The following is a 22,476-nucleotide window of genomic DNA, read 5'->3' on the forward strand; positions in this document are numbered from 1 at the left end:
CCCCGGTCGTCCTTCTCCCCTTGTGGGAGAAGGTGGCCTGCGCAGCAGGTCGGATGAGGGGTCGCACCGGCCGAAACCGTACGCGGTTGAACGCGCCTTCAACCCCTCATCCGTCGCCTGCGGCGACACCTTCTCCCGCAAGGGGAGAAGGATCAATGCGGCGCTCTTAAGCCCTTTGCGCGTCCCAGAGGGCCACGGCGTCGGCGTCGCGAAGGCTAAGCTCCGGATAGCGGGGGTCGGTTCCCACTTCCGGCAGGATGCGCCACGAACGGGCGCACTTCTGACCTTCGGCCTTCACCGGATCCACCGACACGCCCTTGACCTCGTCGGTCGTGAACGCGCCGCCCTCGCCGGCGACCAGGGTCGCGGCGCTGGTGCGGAACACCTCGGCGGCGTCCAGGCCCTCGAACGCGGCCAGCAGATCGGCGTCGGCGACGTGGACGACCGGCGCGGCCTCCAGGGCCGAACCGATGCGCTTTTCGCGGCGCTCGACTTCCAGGGCCCCGGTGACGACGCCGGTGACGGCTTCGACCTTGGCCCAGCGTGCGGCCTCAGCCTGGTTTTCCCACGCGGCCGGCGTTTCCGGGATCACGCGCAGGGCCACAGGGCCCGCTTGCGGGAAGCGGGTGACCCAGGCCTCTTCCATCGTGAAGCTGGCCAGCGGGGCCAGCCAGATGGTCAGGCGGTCGAACACGTAGTCCAGCACGGTGCGATAGGCGCGGCGGCGCAGGGCCGTCGGCGCGTCGCAATAGAGGCTGTCCTTGCGGATGTCGAAGAACAGGGCCGAGAGGTCGCCCTGGCAGAAATCGACCAGCGGCCGGATCACGTCCGAGAAGCGATAGCTCTCGTAGGCGGCCTTCACCTGGCCATCCAGCTCCCACAGGCGGTGCAGGATGAACTTCTCCAGCGGCGGGAAGTCGGCGTAGTCGACGACGCGCTCTTCCTCGGTGAATCCGGCCAGGGCGCCCAGCAGGTAGCGCATGGTGTTGCGCAGCTTGCGATAGGCGTCGGTGGTGGTGGCCAGGATCGTCTTGCCGATCCGCTGGTCTTCCGAATAGTCGACCATGGCCGCCCAGAGCCGCAGGATTTCCGCGCCAGACTCCTTGGTGATGGCCTGGGGCTCGATCGTGTTGCCCTTGGACTTGGACATCTTCTCGCCGTTCTCGTCCATGGTGAAGCCATGGGTCAGGACGGCCTTGTAGGGCGCGCGACCACGCGAGCCGCAGCCTTCGAGCAGGCTGGACTGGAACCAGCCGCGATGCTGGTCGGAGCCTTCCAGATAGAGGTCGGCCGGCCAGGCGCTGTCGTCGCGGCCCTCGATGGTGAAGGCGTGGGTGCAGCCGCTGTCGAACCAGACGTCGAGGATGTCGACGACCTTTTCGTACTGGGCCGGATCATGCGCGCCCAGGAAATCGGCGTCCGGACGGGTGAACCAGGCGTCGGCGCCGCCTTCCTTGATGGCCGCCAGGATGCGGGCGTTGACCTCGGCGTCCATCAGCGGATGGCCGGTGTGCTTGTCGACGAACATCGCCAGGGGCGTGCCCCAGTTGCGCTGGCGGCTGATCAGCCAGTCGGGGCGGGTCTCGACCATCGCGCCGATGCGGTTGCGGCCGGCGTCAGGGTGGAAGGCGGTGTCGGCGATAGCCTGGACGGCGGTCTCGCGCAGGGTCTTGCCGCCCAGGGCCTCGACCTCGTGGTCCATGCGGATGAACCACTGCGGGGTGTTGCGGAAGATCACCGGGGCCTTGGAGCGCCAGCTGTGCGGATAGCTGTGCTCGACGCGGCCGCGGGCCAGCAGGTTGCCGGCCTCGATCAGCTTGTCCATCACCGCGCCGTTGGCGGGGCCGAACTTGCCGGTCTTCTTGCCCTCGGTCTCGATGACCTTGAGGCCGCCGAACAGCGGGACATGGGCGTAGTAGGCGCCATCCGGGTCGACCGTGTCGGGGATCTCGCGATGACCGTGGGCCAGCCAGACCTGATAGTCGTCGGCGCCGTGGCCAGGCGCGGTGTGCACGAAGCCCGTACCGGCGTCGTCGGTGACGTGGTCGCCGGCCAGCAGCGGCACGGCGAAGCCGTAGTGGCTGTCGAGATCGGCCAGCGGGTGGGCCAGCACCATGCCCTCGCAATCGACGCTTTCGACCTTCTCGAAGGCGGCGACCTTGGCGGCCTTGAAGACCGCCTCGGCCAGCTTTTCGGCCACGATCAGGCGATCGCCGACCTGGGACCAGGGCGCGAATTCGAGCCCCTCCTCCAGCGCCTTCACCTCGAAGACGGCGTAGGGAATGTCGGGATTGTAGGAGACCGCGCGGTTGGCCGGGATGGTCCAGGGCGTGGTCGTCCAGATCACCAGCTTGGCGCCTTGGGCGGCTTCAGAGCCCTCGACGACCGGGAACTTCACCCAGATCGTGGGCGAGACGTGGTCGTGATACTCGATCTCGGCGTCGGCCAGGGCCGTGCGCTCGACCGGGCTCCACATCACCGGCTTGGAGCCGCGATAGAGCTGGCCGCTCGAGGCGAAGCGGTGGAACTCCTCGACGATCTTGGCTTCCGAGGTGAAGTCCATGGTGGCGTAGCGGTTCCACCAGTCGCCCAGCACGCCCAGGCGCTGGAACTCGACCTTCTGGGCCTCGATCCAGCCGGCGGCGTAGGCGCGGCATTCGCGGCGGAACTCCTCGGCCGGAACCTCGTCCTTGCGGCGGCCCTGGCTGCGGAACTTTTCCTCGATCTTCCACTCGATCGGCAGGCCGTGGCAGTCCCAGCCCGGCACGTAGTCGACGTCGTAGCCGAGCGCGAAGCGCGAGCGGACCACGAAGTCCTTCAGGGTCTTGTTAAGCGCGTGGCCGATGTGAATCGCGCCGTTGGCGTAGGGCGGGCCGTCGTGCAGCACGAACAGCGGCGCGCCGGCGTCCTGGCGAGCCTTGCGGACCGCGCCGTACAGGCCCTTGTCGGACAGGGCCGCCCAGCCCTCCAGGATCTCGGGCTCTTTCTTGGGCAGGCCCGCGCGCATCGGGAACGGCGTATCGGGAAGAAAAACGGTTTCGCGGTAGTCGCGGGCGGGCGCGGCGTCGTCGGCCATGGGAAGGCTATCCAGCTCTGGAATGTCGGAAGAAGGCGGGTGGAACCCGGCGCGCGCTGGAGGTCTCGTCCGGCGGCGTCACGCCGGGCGGATAATTCGCGCGATCTTCCGAACGAAACTCATGGAGCGAGGGGATAGCAGAGCGACGTCCGCCCGCAAAGGGCGAAGCCGCAAAAGGAAACGGCCGCCTCGGTTTCCCGGGGCGGCCGCTTTTCTCGTCGATCCGCGAAGATCAGCCCAGCTTGGCCAGGTCTTCTTCGCTGATGTCGGCGCTGGAGTAGACGTTCTGGACGTCGTCGTCCTCGTCGAGCGCGTCGAGCAGCTTCATCAGGGTCGCGACGCTGTCGCCGGTGACCTCGTTCAGCAGCTTGGGCTTCCAGACGATCTTGGTCGACGAGGCTTCGCCGAACTTGGCCTCCAGGGCCGACGACACTTCGTTCAGGTCCTCGAAGGCGGTGTAGACGGTGTGGCCCGAACCCTCTTCGCCCATGTCGCTCTCGACGTCCTGGGCGCCGGCCTCGATGGCGGCTTCCATCATGTCGTCTTCGCTGGCCTTGGCGGCCGGATACTCGATCTGGCCCAGACGGTCGAAGTTGAAGGTCACCGAGCCGGTGGCGCCCAGATTGCCGCCGTACTTGGAGAACAGCGAGCGGACGTTCGAGGCCGCGCGGTTCTTGTTGTCGGTCAGCACCTCGACGATCACGCCGACGCCGCCGGGGCCCATGCCCTCGTAGCGGATCTCGGTATAGTCGGCCGCGTCGCCCATCTGCGACTTCTTGATCGCGCGCTCGATGACGTCCTTGGGCAGGCTTTCGGCCTTGGCGTTGTTCACGGCCAGGCGCAGGCGCGGGTTCATGGCCGGGTCGGGCAGGCCCGTCTTGGCCGCCACGGTGATTTCACGCGACAGCTTGGAGAACAGCTTGGAGCGCGCGGCGTCGGCGCGGCCCTTGCGGTGCATGATGTTCTTGAATTTCGAGTGGCCGGCCATTCGGAGGCTCTTCTCTGATCTGACGATGGAATGGGTTGGCGGCGCTTCTACCGCCTGGAGACGCATCTTGTCACCCCAGGCGGCGCTCTCGGCGCGTCCATTCCACCGTCGAAAGCCCGATCAGGCGACCTTCAGCTCCACCACCACGTTGCCGCGCGTGGCCTTGGAGTACGGGCACACCTGGTGGGCCTTGTGCAGCAGGTCCTCGGCCACGGCGCGGTCGACCTCGGGGGCATTGAGCGTCAGGCGCACGCCGATGTGGAAGCTGACGTCGTCCTCGATCAAATCGACCTCGCTATCGAGGCTGTGCTCGCCCAGCTTGACGCTCTGGCTGCGGGCCACCAGGCCCAGCGCACCCAGGAAGCAGGCCGCGTAGCCCGTCGCGAACAGCTGCTCGGGATTGGTCCCCTGCCCGTCGCCGCCCATCGACTTGGGATAGCCCAACTGGACGTCCAGGTGACCGTCGTCGGTCTTGGCGGTCCCCTGGCGCCCGCCTACGGCATGGGCCTTGGCGGTGTAGACGGCGGCGTCGGTCATGGAGGGCTCCTGTGCTTGCCTCGACGAGAGGTTGGGCCGCAGATCGTGACGGATGCAAGCGGGAGTGGATTGAAGCTTTTTATCCCTCTCCCGGAGGGGAGAGGGATCGCCAGGTCTCAGACTTCCGGCACGCTCTGCTTCAGCCGGCCGCCGACGCGGATCGGCTCGACGCGCACCGCCAGGCCCGTGCGGTCGTCGGTTTCGACGAACACGCCGCAGACCGTGGCCGGGCCACTTGCGGGCTGGTAGCGGCCGCCGCTGATCTTGGTGGTGAAGCGCCGCAGGGGCTCTTCCTTCTGGTTGCCGATGACGCTGTCGTAGTCGGCGCAGGCGCCGGCGTCGGTCTGGTAGGCGGTGCCGCCGGTCAGGATCTGGCAGTCGGCGGTCGGCACGTGGGTGTGGGTGCCCACCACCAGGCTGGCGCGGCCGTCGCAATAGTGGCCCATGGCCATCTTCTCGGAGGTGGCCTCGCAGTGCATGTCGACGATCACCGCGTCGGCGACCTGGCCCAGCGGAGCCTTGTCGAGCTCGCGATCGGCGGCGGCGAACGGGTCGTCCATGGCGTCCATGTGCACCCGGCCCAGCAGGTTCACCACGAAGACGGTCTTTCCCGAGTCCGTCTGGAACAGGTGGCTGCCCCTGCCCGGCGCGTCCGACAGGATCGGGTAGTTGGCCGGACGGATCAGGCGCGGCTCGCGCACGATGTAGGTCAGCGCCTCGCGCTGGTCCCAGCTGTGGTTGCCCAGGGTCAGGCAGTCGGCCCCGGCGTCGAACAGCTCACGAGCGGTGTTCTCGGTGATGCCGAAGCCCGCTGCGGCGTTCTCGGCGTTGATGATGACGAACTCGAGGCCCAGTTGGCGACGGAGGCCCGGCAGGTGGTCGGCCAGGCCGTCGCGGCCCGACTTGCCGACGACGTCGCCGAAGAAAGCAAAACGCATGATCGATCAGTCCTTTCGGACCTCGATATACTCGTTTTCGGTCAAGATCGCGTCCAATCGTTGATCGTGCCGTTCGTCGGGCAGGCCGTGGGTCTCCTGGCCCTGGTAGGCGAGACCCAGCACGAAGGTGTCCTTGCGGCCGCGCAGGGCCTCCAGCGCCCGGTCGTAATAGCCGCCGCCCTGCCCCAGGCGCCGACCTTCGCGATCCCAGGCCAGCAGCGGCGCGACCACCAGGTCGGGCTGGACGATCGGATTGTGGGCGACCGGCGCGACCATGCCGATGGCGTCGCGGGCCAGGGGCTCGCCAGGCGCCCAGGACCGGAAGACCATCCGCCCGCCCTTGCCGTGCGGATCGGCGCCCTCGACGCTGGGCAGGGCGAGACTCCAGCCCTCCCCCGCCAGCCAGTCGGCCAGGGCTCGGGCCGAAACCTCCGAGCCCAGCCCATGATAGAGCGCGGCGACCTTGCCCTTCGGATCAGGAAAGCGCGCCGACAGCGGCTCGCGCGCCACGTCCACCGCCATCCAGTCGGCCTCGGGGTGCTCCAGGGCCAGCTGCTTGCGGCGATTGCGCACGAAGACGCGCAGGGCGGTCTTGGCGGCGGCGGGGTCGGCGATGGTCATCGCGACCTTCTAGCCGAAGGACAGGGATAAAGGGAAAGGGTGGCGGCGCCGCGAAGAACCGTGAAGACGTTTCAATCCACTCGAACCTGTTAGATACAGGTGGGCTCCGTGTTCCCGCAGCCACGGCCACGGGAGGGAACAGATCCCGATAGAGAGATTAAGGTCCCTGGGATTAGAAATCTTCGACGAGAGCCGCAGCACGACCCGCCGTGGAGCAAGATAGGGGTTCTGAAGCGCCGGGGAAAGGGCTCCGCGCAAAGAGTCGCGGACGCTGGCGGCAATAGCGAGCACCATTTACGATCGAAGCGCTTACGCGGAGGGTGGGATGGACCGTGACGAAACACACTCCTCCACAATTGAGCGCTGGCTGATCGACCGGGTGGCCCCGGTCTACGACGCCATGCAAGCCGATCCTAACCGAGCCGTCCCGGCGTCAGAAGTCTTCACCGCGATCCGCGGCCGCCACGCACAGCTAGTAGGATCGCCGCCCCAAAGCGCTGATTAGATCCTCCCCCTCTGCGGGAGCATCCAAAAACCTACCCCGCCGCCAGCTTCTCGATGCGCTCGGCCGCGGCGTCGATGGCCTTGATGGCGCGGATTTCGACGCGGGTCTGTTCGTTCTGCAGGCGGGCCAGTTCCGACTGGTTGTGAGCCAGGCGCAGCTTCAGGTCCGACAGCTCGTCGGCCAGCAGCAGGGCGCCCATCAGGAACAGGCGCGTCTCGCCGAGCTGGCCGACCTCCTGGCTGACCTGGCGGACCTGGCGGTCGAACAGGCGCGCGATCTCCAGAAGATGGGCCTCCTGGCCGTCTTCGCAGCCTACGCTGTAGGGGCGGCCGTTCACGTGGATGGTCAGTTGCGCCATGGGCTCAGGCCTTCGCGGGCGGGTCGGGGTCGAACGGCGGGTCGTCCTCGTCGTACAACGCTTCGGGGTCGTCTTCGGCTTCGTCCGCGAACTCGGCAGGCGCGGCCCCCTCCTCGTCGTCATGGACGCCTTCGCCGATCAGGCTCTCGTCGCCCAGGGCGGCGCGGATCTCGGCGATGGCGCGGCCCAGGGCCTCGCTGGCCTGCTCGCCGGCCTCTTCCAGGGCGCGCTCGCGGACGCGGGCGGCCTCAAGATCGGCGGCCAGCTGGGCGGCCTTCTCGACCACAGCCGCGTCGGCGACAGCCGCCGGCGCCTCGAACAGATCGCCCGACGCCGGCTGGGCGGCGGCGCGCGCGCGCTCGGCCCGTTCGGCGGCGATCTTCTGCTCCAGGTTCGCGACGGCGCGCTCCAGCCGCCGAGCGGCCAGGTCGAGGGCGCTTCCTTCGCCCGGTATCATCGGCAAGTTCCCATCATGCGGCGCAACATATAGATCGTCGCCGACTTCGCCAGCCGGCGTGACCACAATTGGGCGATGTAACGAGCGTCACAACAATAGCTAATGTCTTGTGAGCGTTCCTGGGGTTGACTTCGCCGCTTTCGACCGCGAAACCCCCTGCAAAATCAAGGAACGCCGCTCGCTTCCGAGCGGGTCCGATCGTGAGGAGAAAGACCACATGGCCCTTCGCGTCGCCATCAACGGCTTTGGCCGTATCGGCCGCCTCGTGCTGCGCTCCATCGCCGAGCACGGCCGCCGTGACATCGAGGTGGTGGCGATCAACGATCTGGGCCCGGTCGAGACCAACGCTCACCTGCTGCGCTACGACAGCGTGCATGGCCGCTTCCCGGGCGTGGTCACCTCGGGCGAGGACTGGATCGACGTCGGCACGGGCAAGATCAAGGTCACCGCGATCCGCAACCCCGAAGAGCTGCCGCACGCCGAACTGGGCGTCGACATCGCCTTCGAGTGCACCGGCATCTTCACCGCCCGCGACAAGGCCGCCCTGCACCTGAAGGCCGGCGCCAAGCGCGTGCTGGTCTCGGCTCCGGCCGACGGCGCCGACAAGACCATCGTCTACAAGGTCAACCACGAGACCTTGACCGCCGACGACATCGTCGTCTCGAACGGCTCGTGCACCACCAACGCCCTGGCCCCGGTGGCCAAGGTCCTGCACGACCTAGTCGGCATCGAGCGTGGCTACATGACCACGATCCACAGCTACACCGGCGACCAGCCGACGCTGGACACCATGCACAAGGACCTCTACCGCGCCCGCGCCGCGGCCCTGAGCATGATCCCGACCTCGACCGGCGCCGCCAAGGCCCTGGGCCTGGTTCTGCCGGAACTGAAGGGCAAGCTGGACGGCTCGTCGATCCGCGTCCCGACCCCGAACGTCTCGGTCATCGACCTGAAGGTCGTCACCGGCCGCGAGACCACGATCGCCGAGATCAACGCCGCGCTGCAAGCCGCCGCCGACGGTCCGATGAAGGGCGTCCTGGCCGTGACCACCGACCCGCTGGTCTCGACCGACCTCAACCACATCGCCGCCAGCTCGACGGCCGCCCTGCCCCAGACGCAAGTCATCGAAGGCAAGCTGGCCCGCGTGCTCAGCTGGTACGACAACGAGTGGGGCTTCGCGACCCGCATGAGCGACACCGCTCTGGAAATGGCGAAGTTCCTCTAAGCCTTCAAAGCCCCCGCCCCTCCCCAGGAGCGGGGGTTTTCCTTGGCCTCTCTCGCGAGGCCGCCCTCGTCCTTCGACAGGCTCAGGATGAGGGCTAATGCGATGCCCGCTCTTGGATCCTCATCCTGAGCCTGTCGAAGGACGAGGATCCAACGCACAGACCATCAGGATTCCCGATGACCTTCCGCACCCTCGACACCGCCGATCTCGCCGGCAAGCGCGCCCTGGTCCGGGTGGACTTCAATGTCCCCGTCGACGGCGGCAAGGTGTCGGACGACACCCGCCTGCGCGCGGCCCTGCCGACCATCGCCTTCCTGTCGAAGGCCGGCGCCAAGGTGGTGCTGCTGGCCCACTTCGACCGCCCCAAGGGCAAGGTCGTGCCGGAGATGAGCCTCGGCTTCGTGGCCGAGCCGCTGAGCAAGCTGCTGGAGCAGCCGGTGGCCTTCGCCAGCGACTGCATCGGCCCTGAAGCCGCCAAGGTCGTCGACGGCCTGGAGAACGGCGGCGTGGCCCTGCTGGAGAACGTCCGCTTCCACGCCGGCGAGGAAAAGAACGACGCCGCGTTCGCCGCCGCCCTGGCCGCCAACGGCGACGTCTACGTCAACGACGCCTTCAGCGCCGCCCACCGCGCCCACGCCTCGACCGAGGGCCTGGCCAAGCTGCTGCCGGCCTATCCGGGCCTGGCCATGCAGCGCGAGCTGGAAGCCCTGGACGCCGCCCTCGGCAACCCCAAGAAGCCGGTGATCGGCATCGTCGGCGGCTCGAAGGTCTCGACCAAGCTTGATCTGCTCAACAACCTGGTCGCCAAGCTCGACCGCCTGGCCATCGGCGGCGGCATGGCCAACACCTTCCTGTTCGCCCAGGGCCACGACGTCGGCGGCTCGCTCTGCGAAAAGGACCTGGCCGACACCGCCCGCGAGATCATGAAGAAGGCCGACGCCGCCGGCTGCGAACTGCTGCTGCCGGTCGACGTGGTGGTGGCCAAGAAGGTCGCTCCGGGCGTCGAAACGGCCGTCCGCCAGCTGAACGAAGTGCAGGCCGACGACCTGATCCTCGACGCCGGTCCGGAGAGCGCCAAGAAGCTGCTGGCGGCCATGGACCAAAGCGTCACCTTGATCTGGAACGGCCCGCTGGGCGTGTTCGAGGTGCAACCTTTCGACGAAGCGACCGTTTCGGCGGCGAAACACGCCGCGTCTCTCGCTAAATCGGGTAAGATCGTGGCGGTCGCTGGCGGCGGTGATACCGTCGCGGCGTTGAACCACGCAGGCGTGTCGGCCGACTTCACCTTCGTCTCGACGGCGGGCGGCGCGTTCCTGGAATGGATGGAGGGCAAGACGCTTCCGGGCGTCGCGGCTCTCGAAGCCTAAAGGGAGGATCCCGGCGAGCCGAAGACGGCCACGGGACCATCGGAAAAGTCGGAACGCCCCGCCCCGAGCCTTTCGGGGCGCGGGCCTCCGCTCTCGGGACGCCGGACGAGGAACCGGCCCCGGGATCCAAGGGCAAAGAGCGCAAAAGCGCCGCGCCCCAAAAACAAGAACCAATCCAACGACTTCAAAGCTTGCAGGAGAAATACGTGGCGAGGATCACGCTTAGGCAGTTGCTGGATCATGCGGCGGAGCATGAATACGGGCTGCCCGCCTTCAACATCAACAACATGGAACAGGGCCTGGCCATCATGGAGGCCGCCGACGCGGTCGACAGCCCGGTCATCATCCAGGCCTCGCGCGGTGCGCGCAACTACGCCAACGACATCATGTTGGCCAAGATGATCGACGCCCTGGTCGACATCTACCCGCACATCCCGGTCTGCATGCACCAGGACCACGGCAATGGCCCGGCGACCTGCGCCACGGCGATCCAGTACGGCTTCACCTCGGTGATGATGGACGGCTCGTTGATGGAGGACGCCAAGACCCCCGCCAGCTACGAGTACAACGTCGAGGTCACCCGCCGGGTGGTCGAGATGGCCCACGCCTGCGGCGTGTCGGTCGAGGGCGAGCTGGGCGTGCTGGGCTCGCTGGAGACCGGCATGGGCGAGGCCGAGGACGGCCACGGCTTCGAAGGCAAGCTGTCGCACGACGAGCTGCTGACCGATCCGGATCAGGCCGTCGACTTCGTGCAGGCCACCGGCGTCGACGCCCTGGCGATCGCGATGGGCACCAGCCACGGCGCCTACAAGTTCACGCGCAAGCCGGACGGCGACGTCCTGGCCATGAACGTGATCGAGGAAATCCACCGCCGCCTGCCCAACACCCACCTGGTGATGCACGGCTCGTCGTCGGTGCCGCAGGACCTGCAGGACATCATCAACGCCTATGGCGGCGAGATGCCCCAGACCTGGGGCGTGCCGGTCGAAGAGATCCAGCGCGGCATCAAGCACGGCGTGCGCAAGATCAACGTCGACACCGACAACCGCATGGCCATCACCGGCGCCATCCGCAAGCTGCTGATCGAGAAGCCGCAGGAGTTCGACCCGCGCGCCTATCTCAAGCCGGCCAAGGAAGCCATGCGCAAGGTCTGCCAGGCGCGCTTCGAGCAGTTCGGTTCGGCCGGCCACGCCGGCAAGATCCGCGCGATCTCGACCGCGGCCATGGCCAAGCGTTACATCTCGGGCGAGCTGAACGCCAAGTTCGGCGCTCCGGCCGGCAAGGCCGCCGCCGAGTAAGCCTTTCCGCCCGCGCGGAAACGAGGGCCCTTCCGGTTCGCCGGGAGGGCCTTTTTCGTGGGGTCAGGGCCCGATCGGACGCGGCTGGGTCAGATCGCGGCCAGCCGGTTCAGGGCGGCGCCGGCGAGGCCGCACAACAGCACGCCGCCCAGGTACCACAGGCCCACGAATACGAAGGTCGAGTGCGGGCAGTGCAGGCCGTAGACGCTGGCGGCCAGGCCGCCGGCGAAGACGCCGGCCGCGAAGCCGGCCAGGATCGGCCGCTCGGTCTCGACGCCGCGCAGCACCGTCAGGGCCAGCAGCAGGGTCGGCAGGGCCAGGGCGACGATATTGAAGAAGCACGCCCCCACCGAGGCCGGCGAGAACAGCCGCGCCAGCTTGGCGGGCTCTAGCTGCGTCGCCTCGGTCACGCCGCCGACGGCGAAGACCAGCAGCGCGATGACGGCCACGACGATCGCCGTGGGCGCCGGCGGCCCCCGGCGGATCAGCCGGGCCAGGCCGTCGAAGCCCGCGGCCGCCAGGGCGGCGGTATAGGCCATCTTCAGCCAGAAGAACGGTTGCTGGTGCGCGGCCTCGATGTCCGGCCGCAGATCCAGCCAGAAGAGCACCAGCAGCAGGGCGGCCAGGCCGCCCGCGACGCCGATCTCGGCCAGGCGCCAGGCCGGCCGCGTGGCTGTCGGCCGCCACGTCGACGCAGGCGTCCGGACGGCGAGCACGCCGTCGTCATAGGTCGCGTCGTCGAAGGCCAACCGCTCCCCCCCCCCGCAACAGGCTTGTTCTGTCACCGCCCGTCCCCTGGCGGCGCGCTCGTGAGAGGCGATCTCAAAAGCCGGGCGAATGCGTAAAGGTTAGGCAGAGGAAGTCAATACCGCCGTTCTGCGAGAACTGTGGAGCGCCTGTGGACGCCATATCAATGCACGGCTGAGCGGCGCCAAACTTCGCGAGCGCACGCCCAGCGCCTCACGCGGAGGCGGAAACTGGCGGACGTCGACGCCGGTCGAGCAACACCGCCAGGCCGACGCCCGCCGCGTAGCACGCCAGGTCCTTGAGATCGAAAACGCCGCCGAACACCACCCGCGCCCAACGGCTGCCGCCCAGGCCGACGAGGTCGAGAACGTGAAGGGCCTGGCCGATCTCAATCGCCGCGCCCAGCCCGAAGGCCGCCGCAGCGGCCGCGCCTCGGCCCCGCGAGGTCAGGCCGCGCACGGCGAAATAGACCATCGCCGTGGCCAGCACGTCGCCCAGATAGGGCCGCACGAAGGCGTCGCGCACGAACAGCGCGATCACCACCTCGATGACGAACAGCGCGATGGCGATAGCCAGATGACCCGATCGAATCCGCATGACCTCTCCCGACGCGAAGCCGGGAGAAGGCCGCGCCGAGACGGTCAGTGCAAGGTGGGACGAACGGGCTGGCGACGCCACAGCTGGGCGGTCAGGGCGTTGGCCACGCCCAGCCAGCCCAGATCGGGCGCCGAGGCCCCGCCGACCTTGCGAGCCTCGACAGCGTAGGCGGCCGAGGCGCCCAGCGAGGCGGTGGCCACGGCCAGCTGCCCGCCGCCGCGCTTCGTGCCGAACGCCAGCCACAGGGCGTTGAAGCCCTGGGTCAGGCTCCACAGGGTGAGCGCCCGAGTGCGGGCCGGGCTGGACGGCGCGTTCCAGGTGCGAAGACCCGACAGGGTCATGGCGATGAACAACGGCGGCAGCAGCAGGCTGGTCAGCGGCTTGGGCTGATGGGCGACCGGCTCGTGCATCTCGGCATAGCCGACCGCATACTCCTCGTCGTCGATCACCCGCTCGTGGCGACGGCCCAGCAGCGTCGCAGCCAGGATCGCGCCGCCCGCCAGGGCCAAGCCTATGGCCAGCTGAGCGCCGGCGCTGTTGCCGCTGGTGTCCGGCTGGAACGCTTCGCGGCCGGCCAGGGCGCGGGGGGCGTACGGCTTGCCGGGGGTGATGCGCATTGACGGACTCCTCGTTAACTCGGAACCCTAAACCGTCCAGTTTCCGGCTTGGTTCCAGATGAACAGCGCCCCCGCGCCCATCCTGCAACGTCCCGCGCGCGTCGTCGAGGTCAAGGCGGAGCGATCGCAATTCAACCTCTAGGCGCACACCTCACGCATTGCTAAACCCCAAGCAAAAGGGGGACGTAGCGATCCGCAAAAAACGCCTGACACGATGGACCATCGTAAGCCTGGGCATGGCGGCTCTTGCCGTTGGCGGTGTCGCGGTGGCGGTCATTTTGCATGATCCCCTCGACGCCCCCGCCCATGCCTCCCGCGAGTGCGGCTTCATCACCGCGCTCGAGGCGAAACGCATGGTTCGTAGCGACGCAGGCGGACCGGTCCCGTTCGAGATCTGGCGCGCCGAGGATGCAACTGGCGGCCCGCCACGCCCCCGCCATACGCCAAGCCGCGACGCCCCCTGGTGGGCGAGCCTGGTTCTGCGCACGGCGCCCAGGTCGGCGCCGCCGATCAATTGCGCCGCCCAGATGAACGCGGCCGGGATCCCGCGCGTGCTGAAGTACAACGACGGCCCCACCCGGCAGATCGACCGCCAGCGGTACTCCCGCATCGTCTTTTCACCCGGCGATCGCTACGCCCTGTCGCAGGTCTCGTTCTGCCATCTCGACGACAATGGCTGGGACGAAGAGAGCCGGCTCTGGATCTGGCGTCGCGAGGGCGGGGGCTGGACGCCGATCCTCGGTGACAGCATCCAGGCCGTCTATGAAATGCCCCGGTTTCAGCCGCCGATGCGCTGCTTTCAGCGGCCGGACGGCTGAAACGCGCCTAACGCGGCAGCAGCGAGATCGCCGTGCTGGCCACGGTGCTGACCGGCAGGGCCTTGAGGTCTGGCGACTTGATCACCGCCACGTGGCCGCGCGGGCCGCACAGGGCCGGGTCCGAGGCGTCGGAGAACAGAGCGATGGTCGGCGCGCCGGCGGCGGCCAGCAGGTGGGTCGGGCCGGTGTCGTTGCCGACCACCAGGGCGGCCTTGGCCCCCAGCACCGCAAGCTGGGCGAAATCGGTGCGGCCGGTGAGGTCGCGGGCCTGGCCGGCCGCCTTCTGGATCTGGCGAGCCATGGCGCTTTCCTGCGGACCGCCGATGATGACGATGTCCAGGCCCTTGGACTTCAGGAGGGCCGCCAGCTGGGCGTAGCTCTCGACCGGCCAGCGCTTCTCGGGCCGGTGGGCCGAGCCGCCGGGCACCAGCAGCACGTAGGGCTTGGGCGTCACCGCGCCGGCGACCGGGCGGGCGTCCTTATGCTTGCGCAGGATCCACGACAGGTCCGGCGGCGGGGCGCTGCCCGGCTCGGTGGGCGCGTCGGGCCAGATGCCGGCCTGGCGCAGCTGGTCGGCGTGACGCTCCAGCGTGTGCATGTGCTGGCGGGCGCGGCCGCGCTGGGGCAGGCTGGCGCCCTTGGCGATGCCCGACCACTGCGGCGGGAACGGGCGCAGGGCCTGGAAGTACCAGCCGGTGCGGTTGTTGGTCTGCAGGTCGTAGACGCGGTCGTACTTGGCCTTGCGGATGCGGCCCAGCATCTTGAACAGGTCGCCCGCGTCGCTGGGACGGCCGTCCACCTCGACGGCGTTGAAATAGGGCGACAGGCGGGCCAGGGCCTCGAACGGCGGGGTGGTCAGAAGGGTGATCCTGGCGCGCGGATGCGCCTCACGGATCTTTTTCATCGCCGCCAGGGCCAGGACGAAATCGCCCAGCGCGCCCAGCTTGATGACCAGGACCTTCTTGATCTCCTTGCTCAACCCTTAGACTCCACAACCCCCGCCCCGTTCCCCCGGGCGGCCATGACGCGCGCATAGACCTTAAGGGTCGCATCGACCATCGCGTCCACAGAATACAACCGTCGCGCACGGGCGCGCGCCGCCATGCCCATCGCCTGGCGCCCGGCCGCGCCCGCCTCGCAGGCGTCGTTCAGGGCCTGGGCCCAGGCCTCGACGTCGCCGGGCGCGGCCAGCCAGCCGGTCTCGCCGGGGATCACCGTCTCGCGCGTCGCGCCATGATCGGCGGCGATCACCGGGCGGCCCATGACCTGGGGCTCCACCGCCGTGCGGCCGAAGGCCTCCGGCTCCAGAGACGGGGCGATGGCCAGGTCGGCCAGCAGATAGGCGGCCGGCATGTCGTCGCAGTGACCGACCAGCTTGACGCTGTCTTCCAGACCCGCCTGGGCGATCATGTGCTCCAGCTCGGCGCGGTAGCCCTTGCGTCCCTGGTCGTCGCCGGCCAGAAGCAGCAGCACGCGGGCGTCGCCCAGCGCCTTCAGCCGCGCCACCGCCTGGATCGCCAGGCCCTGGCCTTTCCAGCGGGTCAGGCGGCCGGCCAGCAGCACCTTCAGCCGGCGCTCGTCAGGGGCCACGCCCCAGGCCTTGCGCAGGGCCTCGACCCGCTCGGCCGAGACGAACCCGGGCTCGAAGCGGGCAAGGTCCACCCCGCGCGGGATGGCCACCACCTTGTCGGGGTGGATGCCGTGCTCGGCGATGACGTGGGCGCGGGTGAACTCGGAATTGGCGATCACGAGGTCGCCCTTGGTCATGACCGCATTGTACCAGCGCTTCAGCGCGGACTTGGCGTTGTAGACCCCGTGATAGGTGGCCACGAACGGCACCTTGGTGGCGTGCGCCGCCCACAGGGCCGGAAAGGCCGGGGCGCGCGAGCGCGCATGCACCAGAGTCACCTTCTCGCGGCGGATCAGGTCGATCAGGCGGGCGGCGTTGCCCAGCATGACCAGCGGGTTCTTCGACTGGGCCGGCATCTGGGCCAAACGGCCGCCATCTGCCTCCAGCCGCGCAGCCATGCGGCCGCCGCGCGTCGCCACCAGGGCCTTGCCGCCCTGGGCCACCACGCCGTGCGCGACGTCGATCGTGGTCTGCTCGGCGCCGCCGGTCTCCAGTTCCGGAGTCACCTGCAGCAGGGTGAATTCATCGGGAAGGATGGACACGCCGCGCTCTGAAGAGGTTAGGAGGGGTTAGTTAGCGAAACGAACAAGGCCGCGCCATGACCGAAGTCCGCGATTTCCACCCGCGCGAGGAAAATCAGCGTCTCGCGTACCGCAAGATCGACGGCGAGGGCCCCACGGTGGTGTGGCTGGGCGGCTTTCACTCCGACATGACCGGCACGAAGGCCCAGGTCCTGGCCGATCAGGCCCTGGCGACGGGCGGATCCTACGTCCGCTTCGACTATTTCGGCCACGGCGAATCGTCGGGCGCGTTCAGGGACGGCACGATCAGCCGCTGGCGCGCCGACTCTCTAGCCGTCATCGACGACCTGACCGAGGGTCCGCTGGTGCTGGTCGGCTCGTCGATGGGCGGCTGGCTGGCCTGCCTGGCCGCCATCGCCCGGCCCGAACGCGTGAAAGCCCTGGTGCTGATCGCCCCCGCCCCCGACTTCACCGACAAGCTGATGGCGCCCGAGCTGTCCGACGAGGCCAGGGCGGCGATCGCCCGCGACGGCTTCTGGATCCGACCGTCCGAATACGACGACGGCGGCTACGCCATCACCCGCGACCTGCTGGAGGACGGCGCCCGCTGGTCGATCCTGCCCGGCCCCGTCCCGATCGACGTTCCCGTGCGCGTGCTGCAGGGCGGCGCCGACGCCGACGTGCCGTGGACCCACGCCCTGGAGTTGGCCAACGCCCTGAAGAGCGACGACGTGGTCTTCTCTCTGATCAAGGACGGCGACCACCGCTTGTCGCGCCCGCAGGACCTGGAGCGCCTGGTCGCCGCCGTGGCCGAGGCCCGGGTGCTGGCCACGCCGGTGGACGACGACCCGGTCGCTCGCCGCCTCGCCCGCGCCGCCCGCGCCCGCTCGGCCGGCCAGGCCCCGGCGGCCGCCTGGGCCGCGGCGGACCTGGGGGACGAGGAGGAGTAGGCGACGGTCGACCCGCCTTGCGCTAGACTGCTCTGCGGAACCGGAAGCGCATGACCAAGCCGTTCACGATAGACCTCGAACCGGACCTCGACGATCAGGTCGCGGAAATCGCCCAGGCCATGGACCAGTCAAAGGCCTGGGTGGTCGAACAGGCCGTGCGCGAATTCATCGCTGTTCGTGATTGGCAGGCGGCGGCGATCGACGAGGGGATTCGTGCGGCTGACGCCGGTGAATTCGCCGAGCATGACGCCGTGGTCGAGTGGATCGCCTCATGGGGCGGCCCCGACGAAAAGCCCATGCCGAAGTGCGGTTAGTCTGGACCGCGCCTGCGTTGCGCGACCTTCGTTCAGCACAGGCTTGGATCACCGCCGACAGGCCCAAGGCTGCCGCGACCCAGGTCGTGCGAGTTCTTGAGAGCGCGACCGGCCTTGTCGCCTTCCCGGATCAAGGCCGCACCGGGCGCCGCCCGGGGACACGCGAAATGGTCGTCCCCAGGACACCCTTCATCATTGCCTATCGCGTTTCGAAAGACCGGATCGAAATCCTGCGCGTTATGCACGGCGCCCAACGCTGGCCCGACAGCTTCTAGCCCTCCAGAATCGCCGCCAGCCCCTCGCGATAGGTCGGATACTTCGGCCGCCAGCCCAGCTCGGCCTTGGCCAAGGCGTTCGAGACGCGCTTGTTCTCGGCGTAGAAGCGGCGGGTGGCGGGCGACAGGCCCAGGGCGTTGAACGGCAGGTCCGGCGGCGCTGGAACGCCCAGCAGGCGGGCGGCGTGCTCCATGACGTCCTGCGGCGGAGCCGGCTCGTCGTCGCACAGATTGTAGACCGCCCCGGCGCGGGGCCGCTCCAGCGAGGCCAGCAGGCCCGAGACGATGTCGTCGCGATGGATGCGGCTGAACACCTGGCCCGGCTTGACGATTCGGCGGCCCTCGCCGGCCTTCAGGCGGTCGAAGGCGCTGCGGCCGGGGCCGTAGATGCCCGGCAGGCGGAAGGTGGCGACGGTCAGGCCCATGCCCCGGCAGACCTGGCGCCAGTCGCGTTCGGCCCCGACCCGGCGCGCGCCCTCGACCGACTGGGCCTTCAGCGGGCTAGATTCGAACACCCAGCCGCCGTCAAAGTCGCCATAGACGCCGGTGGTCGACAGATAGCCGATCCAGTCGGGGAAGGCCTCAGCGGCGGCCAGGGCGGGAATCACCGCCTCCAGGGCCGGACAGCCCTCGCCAGTGGGGGGCGAGGTGACCAGCACCGCGTTCACCCCGCGCATCGCTTCGACCATGGCGGCCTTGTCGTCGGGATCGACGGCGGAAAAGCCCAGCGCCTCGACGGCGGCCCGCGCCTCGGGCGAACGCCCCGTGGCGCTGACCGACCAGCCGCGCGCAGCCAGAGATTCGGCGAAGGCGGCGCCGACATAGCCCAATCCGAACACGAACAGACGCAAACCCAGAGCCCCGCCCTCAAATCCAAGGGATCAATGAGCCGTCGAAACGGGCCTTTCCGCAAGTGCGGCATTCATCCCCAATGAAGTTGCGCGACAGTGCTTGCCAAGCGCGGAACGCTCTGCCATAAGCCGCCTCCTCGTCGCGGGGCGCTGTTTTCAGCCTCTTCGATGCGGGCGTAGCTCAGTGGTAGAGCGCCACCTTGCCAAGGTGGATGTCGAGAGTTCGAATCTCTTCGCCCGCTCCATTCCCTCCCTTGCGGAGACGGATGGACGAGACAAGAAAATCGGTGCGCGGGCGTAGCTCAGTGGTAGAGCGCCACCTTGCCAAGGTGGATGTCGAGAGTTCGAATCTCTTCGCCCGCTCCATTTTCTTCCTCTTCCCCACATTCTGATCCGGATGCGAAGCGGGGCCGTTTGGCCCGGCGGCAAATCCTGTTCTAACCTCCCGTCGGTTCATTCCGGGGAGCGTTCATGCGTCATCATCTTCTCCACCTCGCCGCCGGCGCGGCCCTGTCGGCCGTGCTGCTGGCGAGCGGCGCGCACGCCGCCCCCGCCGCGGCCTCGGCCCAGCTGACGCAGGCCGTGAAGGCCTACGAGTCGGTGTCGGCCATCGACGACGAGGAAAGCGGTTCCGACGCCGCCCGCTGGCGCCTGCCGCCGGTCGGCCCCAAGGCCGACGCCGACCGCAAGGCCAAGTACGAGAAGGCCAAGGCCCTGCTGGCGCAGGTCGACGCCTCGGCCCTCTCCGAAGACGAGAAGCTGACCCGCCAGATCCTGGACTGGAGCCTGGACGACAAGCTCACCGGCCTGTCGTTCGACGAAAGCCGCATGCCGTTCAGCAGCGACGGCGGCTTCGACGTCGCCCTGCTCTACCGCGCCAGCAGCGCCCGCCTGAAGAGCGAGGACGAGGCCAGGAAATGGATCGCCCTGCTGGCCCAGGCGCCCGACTGGTACGCCGCCAACATCGCCGAGGCCCGGCGCGGGATCGCCACCGGCTTCGTTCACACCCGCATGACCGCCCAGTCGGTGCTGGAGCGCGCCCAGCGCACGGCCGCCACGCCGCCGGCCGAGGATCCGCTGCTGGCCCCGTTGCGCGCCCTGCCCGCCAGCGTGCCGGCCGATCGCAAGGCGGCCCTGATCGCCGAGGGCGAGGCGGTGCTGAAGGCCAAGGTCGCCCCGGCCCGCGCCAGCTTCGTGGCCTTCATGCAGGACGAGTACCTGCCCAAGTCGGCCAGGAGCCTGGCGGCCGGCGACCTGCCCGACGGCAAGCGCTACTACGCCTTCCTGGTCAAGCGCTACACCACCACCGACATGACTCCCGACCAGGTGCACGAGATCGGCCAGGCCGAGGTGCGCCGTATCCGCGCCCGGATGGAGACGGTGATGAAAGAGGCCGGCTTCAAGGGCGACCTGCCGGCCTTCCTGACCTTCCTGCGCACCGATCCGCGCTTCTACGCCACCAGCCGCCAGCAGCTGCTGGAGAAGGCCAGCGAGATCGCCAAGCGCGCCGACGACCAGCTGCCGGCCCACTTTGGGACCCTGCCGCGCCTGACCTACGGCGTGCGGCCCGTGCCGGCCAGCATCGAGAAGGGCTACACCACCGGCCGCTATTTCGGCGGCGACCCGAAGACAGGCCGCGCCGGCGGGCTGATGATCAACACTTCCGACCTCGACCAGCGCGGGCTCTACGAGCTGCCGGCCCTGGTGCTGCACGAGGGCGCGCCTGGCCACCACGTCCAGACCTCGCTGGCCCAGGAGCAGGCCGGCCCCGAGTTCCGCAAGAACCTCTATTTCAGCGCCTTCGGCGAAGGCTGGGGCCTATATTCGGAGTGGCTGGGCGAGGAGATGGGCATCTATCGCGACCCCTACGAGCTGTTCGGCCGCCTCTCCTACGAGATGTGGCGCGCCTGCCGCCTGGTGGCCGACACCGGCATGCACTGGAAGGGCTGGAGCCTGGAGCAGGCCCGAGCCTGCTTTACCGAGAACAGCGCCCTGTCATCGACCAATATCGAGGTCGAGCTGAAGCGCTATGTCTCCTGGCCGGGGCAGGCCCTGTCCTACAAGATCGGCGAGCTGAAGATCCTGGAGCTGCGCAAGCGCGCCGAAACGGCCCTTGGCCCGAAGTTCGACGAGCGGGCCTTCCACGATCTGGTGCTGCTGGGCGGCTCCACGCCCCTGGCGGTGCTGGAGGCGCGCACCGACGCCTGGATCGCCGCGCGAAAATAACTCCAAGCTGCACCACGTCCCGGGGTTGACCCCATCATCGCCCCGGGCCGAACCTCCCGCCTGAATAAAAGGGAGGTTTCATGTCCTACGCCTCGAAGCTCGCTATCGGCGGCGCCCTGCTGCTGGCCCTGTCGGCCTGCTCCGACCAGAAGGCCGCCAAGACCGAGGCCCCGGCCAAGCCCGCCGGCGAAACGGCCACGGCCGCTGCGCCGGCCAAGCCGCCCGCCGACCTGCCGGCCGGCGACTACACCCTCGACAAGACCCACGCCGACCTCAGCTTCAAGGTCAATCACCTGGGCTTTTCCTGGTACACGGCGCGCTTTTCCGATTTCGACGCCAAGCTGACCCTCGACCCGAAGGCGCCTGAGAGCGCGCACATTGAGGCCAGTATCAAGACCGCCTCGCTGCTGCTGCCCGCCCCGCCCCCGGGCTTCACAGAGGAGCTTCTGGGCGCCCAATGGCTGGACGCGGCCAAGTACCCGGCCATCACTTTCCGCTCGACCAAGGTCGCCAAGACCGGCGACGACACCGCCGACGTCACAGGCGACCTGACTCTGCACGGCGTGACCAAGCCTGTGACCCTGAAGGCCAGGTTCAACGGCGCCTACACCGGCTACCCGCCGATGGACCCCAACGCCCGCATCGGCTTCTCGCTGACCGGCAGCTTCAAGCGCTCGGACTTCGGCGTCGCCTATGGCGTGCCCCAGCCCGGCTCGACCATGGGCGTGGGCGACGAGGTGCAGGTGGCCATCGAGGCCGAACTCACCAAACCCAACCCGCCGGCCGCCAACGCCGGTCCGGCGCCCGGCCAGCCCTAGAGCTGGCCGCTTACTGCGGGGCGGGGATCGCGATCGGCGGCGGAGGGCATTCGTAGGGAGAGCGGCTTTGCTTCGTCGCCGCGGCAAAGGCCTGCGCCTGTGCGCGTTCCCAACCTTCGAGACCGGGCAGCGCCGTCCTCGCCCGCGCCACCACCTCGCCATCAGCGGTGCGGGCCTCGGACACGATTTCGCGGCTGCGCATGAAGCGGTCCAGCAATTCGGGCCGCTCGCCGCCTCGCCCGGCGGCGGTGACGGTTTCGTAGCGATAGGCCTCACCACCGAACCGCGAAGGCTCGACCTGAGGATAGGGCTGCCTCGCAACCTCGACGCCATCGAAGAAGACAAGCAGCTCCGTCGGCGTCTCGCCTCCTGGCGACCGGACCGAACTGCGTACGCCAACACTCAAGCGGCTCAGCCTTGAGCTCCGCTCGGAGGTCGGCCGCAAGCTGGCCATGAAATACAGCGCCGGATTAGCGCCGGTCGGCCCCAGCGTGTCCCAACCGATGTGGGCGACCAGGGCGCCCTCGGCGTCCCGGACGAGATCGACCCGCAACTCCGAGTCCGCGGTCATCCTCACCAAGCCGCCGCCGCCATTGCAGGTGTCGGCCCACACACTCGTGGATACGAGCGCAGCCGCGAGCGCGGTCGCACCGATAAAAGTCTTCATGCTTCCCCCCAGGGACACAGGAAGGGCTCGTACACGCTGAAAATCCGCGCCGAAGCCGCCATCCCCGTCCGCCGA

23 protein-coding genes, 2 tRNA genes and 1 other RNA gene are annotated in these 22,476 nt (G+C 68.7%); 11 read left to right on the plus strand and 15 right to left on the minus strand.

The genetic code is table 11. From position 1 onward, the window contains the following. Positions 1 to 166: 166 nt before the first annotated feature. The 8 genes from ileS to P7A99_RS14760 all read right to left on the minus strand — a co-directional run bounded on the left by ileS (position 167) and on the right by P7A99_RS14760 (position 7,480). Entirely contained in the window at positions 167 to 3,076 is a 2,910-nt protein-coding gene (gene ileS / locus P7A99_RS14725) for an isoleucine--tRNA ligase (protein ID WP_277794567.1), read from the minus strand. Between the two features lie 232 nt (positions 3,077 to 3,308). Continuing rightward, complete coding sequence (locus P7A99_RS14730; protein ID WP_277794568.1) at positions 3,309 to 4,064, minus strand: YebC/PmpR family DNA-binding transcriptional regulator; 756 nt, start codon at positions 4,062 to 4,064, stop codon at positions 3,309 to 3,311. Positions 4,065 to 4,184: 120 nt separating this feature from the next. Continuing rightward, positions 4,185 to 4,601 (minus strand): organic hydroperoxide resistance protein, encoded by a 417-nt coding sequence (locus tag P7A99_RS14735; protein WP_277794569.1) that lies wholly within the window; start codon positions 4,599 to 4,601, stop codon positions 4,185 to 4,187. 116 nt (positions 4,602 to 4,717) lie between these two features. Continuing rightward, positions 4,718 to 5,539, minus strand: a complete 822-nt coding sequence (locus P7A99_RS14740; protein WP_101719415.1) for a TIGR00282 family metallophosphoesterase — start codon at positions 5,537 to 5,539, stop codon at positions 4,718 to 4,720. Positions 5,540 to 5,545: 6 nt separating this feature from the next. Then, positions 5,546 to 6,160, minus strand: coding sequence for a 5-formyltetrahydrofolate cyclo-ligase (locus P7A99_RS14745; RefSeq protein WP_277794570.1), 615 nt, complete (start codon positions 6,158 to 6,160; stop codon positions 5,546 to 5,548). 41 nt (positions 6,161 to 6,201) lie between these two features. Next, positions 6,202 to 6,364: non-coding RNA, 6S RNA (gene ssrS / locus P7A99_RS14750), on the minus strand. Between the two features lie 332 nt (positions 6,365 to 6,696). Further along, positions 6,697 to 7,023, minus strand: a complete 327-nt coding sequence (locus tag P7A99_RS14755) for a cell division protein ZapA (RefSeq protein ID WP_058348093.1) — start codon at positions 7,021 to 7,023, stop codon at positions 6,697 to 6,699. Positions 7,024 to 7,027: 4 nt separating this feature from the next. Then, positions 7,028 to 7,480 (minus strand): hypothetical protein, encoded by a 453-nt coding sequence (locus tag P7A99_RS14760; RefSeq protein WP_277794571.1) that lies wholly within the window; start codon positions 7,478 to 7,480, stop codon positions 7,028 to 7,030. Positions 7,481 to 7,697: 217 nt separating this feature from the next. On the opposite strand from P7A99_RS14760, the gene gap reads away from it, so the two are divergent. The 3 genes from gap to fba all read left to right on the plus strand — a co-directional run bounded on the left by gap (position 7,698) and on the right by fba (position 11,370). Next, on the plus strand, positions 7,698 to 8,705 hold the full coding sequence (gap, locus tag P7A99_RS14765) for a type I glyceraldehyde-3-phosphate dehydrogenase (RefSeq protein WP_277794572.1): 1,008 nt from the start codon (positions 7,698 to 7,700) through the stop codon (positions 8,703 to 8,705). A 176-nt stretch (positions 8,706 to 8,881) separates the two neighbouring features. Next, complete coding sequence (locus tag P7A99_RS14770) at positions 8,882 to 10,072, plus strand: phosphoglycerate kinase (protein WP_277794573.1); 1,191 nt, start codon at positions 8,882 to 8,884, stop codon at positions 10,070 to 10,072. Between the two features lie 206 nt (positions 10,073 to 10,278). Next, the gene (gene fba / locus P7A99_RS14775) at positions 10,279 to 11,370 is read left to right on the plus strand and encodes a class II fructose-bisphosphate aldolase (protein ID WP_277794574.1); all 1,092 of its coding nucleotides are present in this window, start codon (positions 10,279 to 10,281) and stop codon (positions 11,368 to 11,370) included. Positions 11,371 to 11,459: 89 nt separating this feature from the next. Here fba and P7A99_RS14780 read toward each other — a convergent pair whose 3' ends face one another. The 3 genes from P7A99_RS14780 to P7A99_RS14790 all read right to left on the minus strand — a co-directional run bounded on the left by P7A99_RS14780 (position 11,460) and on the right by P7A99_RS14790 (position 13,331). Continuing rightward, entirely contained in the window at positions 11,460 to 12,119 is a 660-nt protein-coding gene (locus P7A99_RS14780) for a DUF1109 domain-containing protein (RefSeq protein WP_277794575.1), read from the minus strand. 211 nt (positions 12,120 to 12,330) lie between these two features. Continuing rightward, positions 12,331 to 12,714, minus strand: coding sequence for a DUF2809 domain-containing protein (locus tag P7A99_RS14785; RefSeq protein ID WP_277794576.1), 384 nt, complete (start codon positions 12,712 to 12,714; stop codon positions 12,331 to 12,333). A 44-nt stretch (positions 12,715 to 12,758) separates the two neighbouring features. Then, positions 12,759 to 13,331 carry a TspO/MBR family protein gene (locus P7A99_RS14790; protein WP_277794577.1) on the minus strand — a complete coding sequence of 191 codons (573 nt, stop codon included), beginning with the start codon at positions 13,329 to 13,331 and terminating at the stop codon, positions 12,759 to 12,761. A 236-nt stretch (positions 13,332 to 13,567) separates the two neighbouring features. Here P7A99_RS14790 and P7A99_RS14795 point away from each other — a divergent pair, with 236 nt between their 5' ends. Then, positions 13,568 to 14,149, plus strand: coding sequence for a hypothetical protein (locus P7A99_RS14795; protein WP_277794578.1), 582 nt, complete (start codon positions 13,568 to 13,570; stop codon positions 14,147 to 14,149). A 7-nt stretch (positions 14,150 to 14,156) separates the two neighbouring features. Here P7A99_RS14795 and P7A99_RS14800 read toward each other — a convergent pair whose 3' ends face one another. Next, positions 14,157 to 15,128: a glycosyltransferase family 9 protein gene (locus P7A99_RS14800; protein WP_277794579.1), complete on the minus strand. Its 972-nt coding sequence runs from the start codon at positions 15,126 to 15,128 to the stop codon at positions 14,157 to 14,159. Then, on the minus strand, positions 15,125 to 16,321 hold the full coding sequence (locus P7A99_RS14805; RefSeq protein WP_277794580.1) for a glycosyltransferase family 4 protein: 1,197 nt from the start codon (positions 16,319 to 16,321) through the stop codon (positions 15,125 to 15,127). The genes P7A99_RS14800 and P7A99_RS14805 overlap by 4 nt, the downstream gene beginning before the upstream one ends. Positions 16,322 to 16,377: 56 nt before the next feature. On the opposite strand from P7A99_RS14805, the gene P7A99_RS14810 reads away from it, so the two are divergent. From P7A99_RS14810 to P7A99_RS14820, 3 genes are read left to right on the plus strand one after another with little or no spacing between them, the layout of a single operon-like run. Then, a complete protein-coding gene (locus P7A99_RS14810; protein ID WP_277794581.1) occupies positions 16,378 to 17,250 on the plus strand; it encodes an alpha/beta fold hydrolase in 873 nt (290 codons plus the stop codon). 50 nt (positions 17,251 to 17,300) lie between these two features. Then, positions 17,301 to 17,564 (plus strand): CopG family ribbon-helix-helix protein, encoded by a 264-nt coding sequence (locus tag P7A99_RS14815; protein WP_277794582.1) that lies wholly within the window; start codon positions 17,301 to 17,303, stop codon positions 17,562 to 17,564. A gap of 17 nt (positions 17,565 to 17,581) precedes the next feature. Then, positions 17,582 to 17,839, plus strand: coding sequence for a type II toxin-antitoxin system RelE/ParE family toxin (locus P7A99_RS14820; RefSeq protein WP_277794583.1), 258 nt, complete (start codon positions 17,582 to 17,584; stop codon positions 17,837 to 17,839). On the opposite strand, the gene P7A99_RS14825 is transcribed toward P7A99_RS14820, so the two are convergent. Continuing rightward, on the minus strand, positions 17,836 to 18,690 hold the full coding sequence (locus P7A99_RS14825) for an SDR family oxidoreductase (protein WP_277794584.1): 855 nt from the start codon (positions 18,688 to 18,690) through the stop codon (positions 17,836 to 17,838). The genes P7A99_RS14820 and P7A99_RS14825 overlap by 4 nt on opposite strands. A gap of 170 nt (positions 18,691 to 18,860) precedes the next feature. Between P7A99_RS14825 and P7A99_RS14830 the strand changes: the two genes are divergently transcribed. The 4 genes from P7A99_RS14830 (at position 18,861) to P7A99_RS14845 (ending at position 21,734) form a co-directional block, all read left to right on the plus strand. After that, positions 18,861 to 18,935, plus strand: a tRNA-Gly gene (locus P7A99_RS14830). Between the two features lie 46 nt (positions 18,936 to 18,981). Beyond that, a tRNA-Gly gene (locus tag P7A99_RS14835) sits at positions 18,982 to 19,056 on the plus strand. A 105-nt stretch (positions 19,057 to 19,161) separates the two neighbouring features. Beyond that, the gene (locus P7A99_RS14840) at positions 19,162 to 20,916 is read left to right on the plus strand and encodes a DUF885 domain-containing protein (protein ID WP_277794585.1); all 1,755 of its coding nucleotides are present in this window, start codon (positions 19,162 to 19,164) and stop codon (positions 20,914 to 20,916) included. Between the two features lie 80 nt (positions 20,917 to 20,996). After that, positions 20,997 to 21,734: a YceI family protein gene (locus P7A99_RS14845; RefSeq protein WP_277794586.1), complete on the plus strand. Its 738-nt coding sequence runs from the start codon at positions 20,997 to 20,999 to the stop codon at positions 21,732 to 21,734. 10 nt (positions 21,735 to 21,744) lie between these two features. On the opposite strand, the gene P7A99_RS14850 is transcribed toward P7A99_RS14845, so the two are convergent. Further along, the gene (locus P7A99_RS14850; RefSeq protein WP_277794587.1) at positions 21,745 to 22,401 is read right to left on the minus strand and encodes a hypothetical protein; all 657 of its coding nucleotides are present in this window, start codon (positions 22,399 to 22,401) and stop codon (positions 21,745 to 21,747) included. Between the last annotated feature and the right edge of the window lie 75 nt (positions 22,402 to 22,476).

It is taken from the genome of Caulobacter endophyticus, from assembly GCF_029543245.1.
GTDB lineage: Bacteria > Pseudomonadota > Alphaproteobacteria > Caulobacterales > Caulobacteraceae > Caulobacter > Caulobacter endophyticus_A.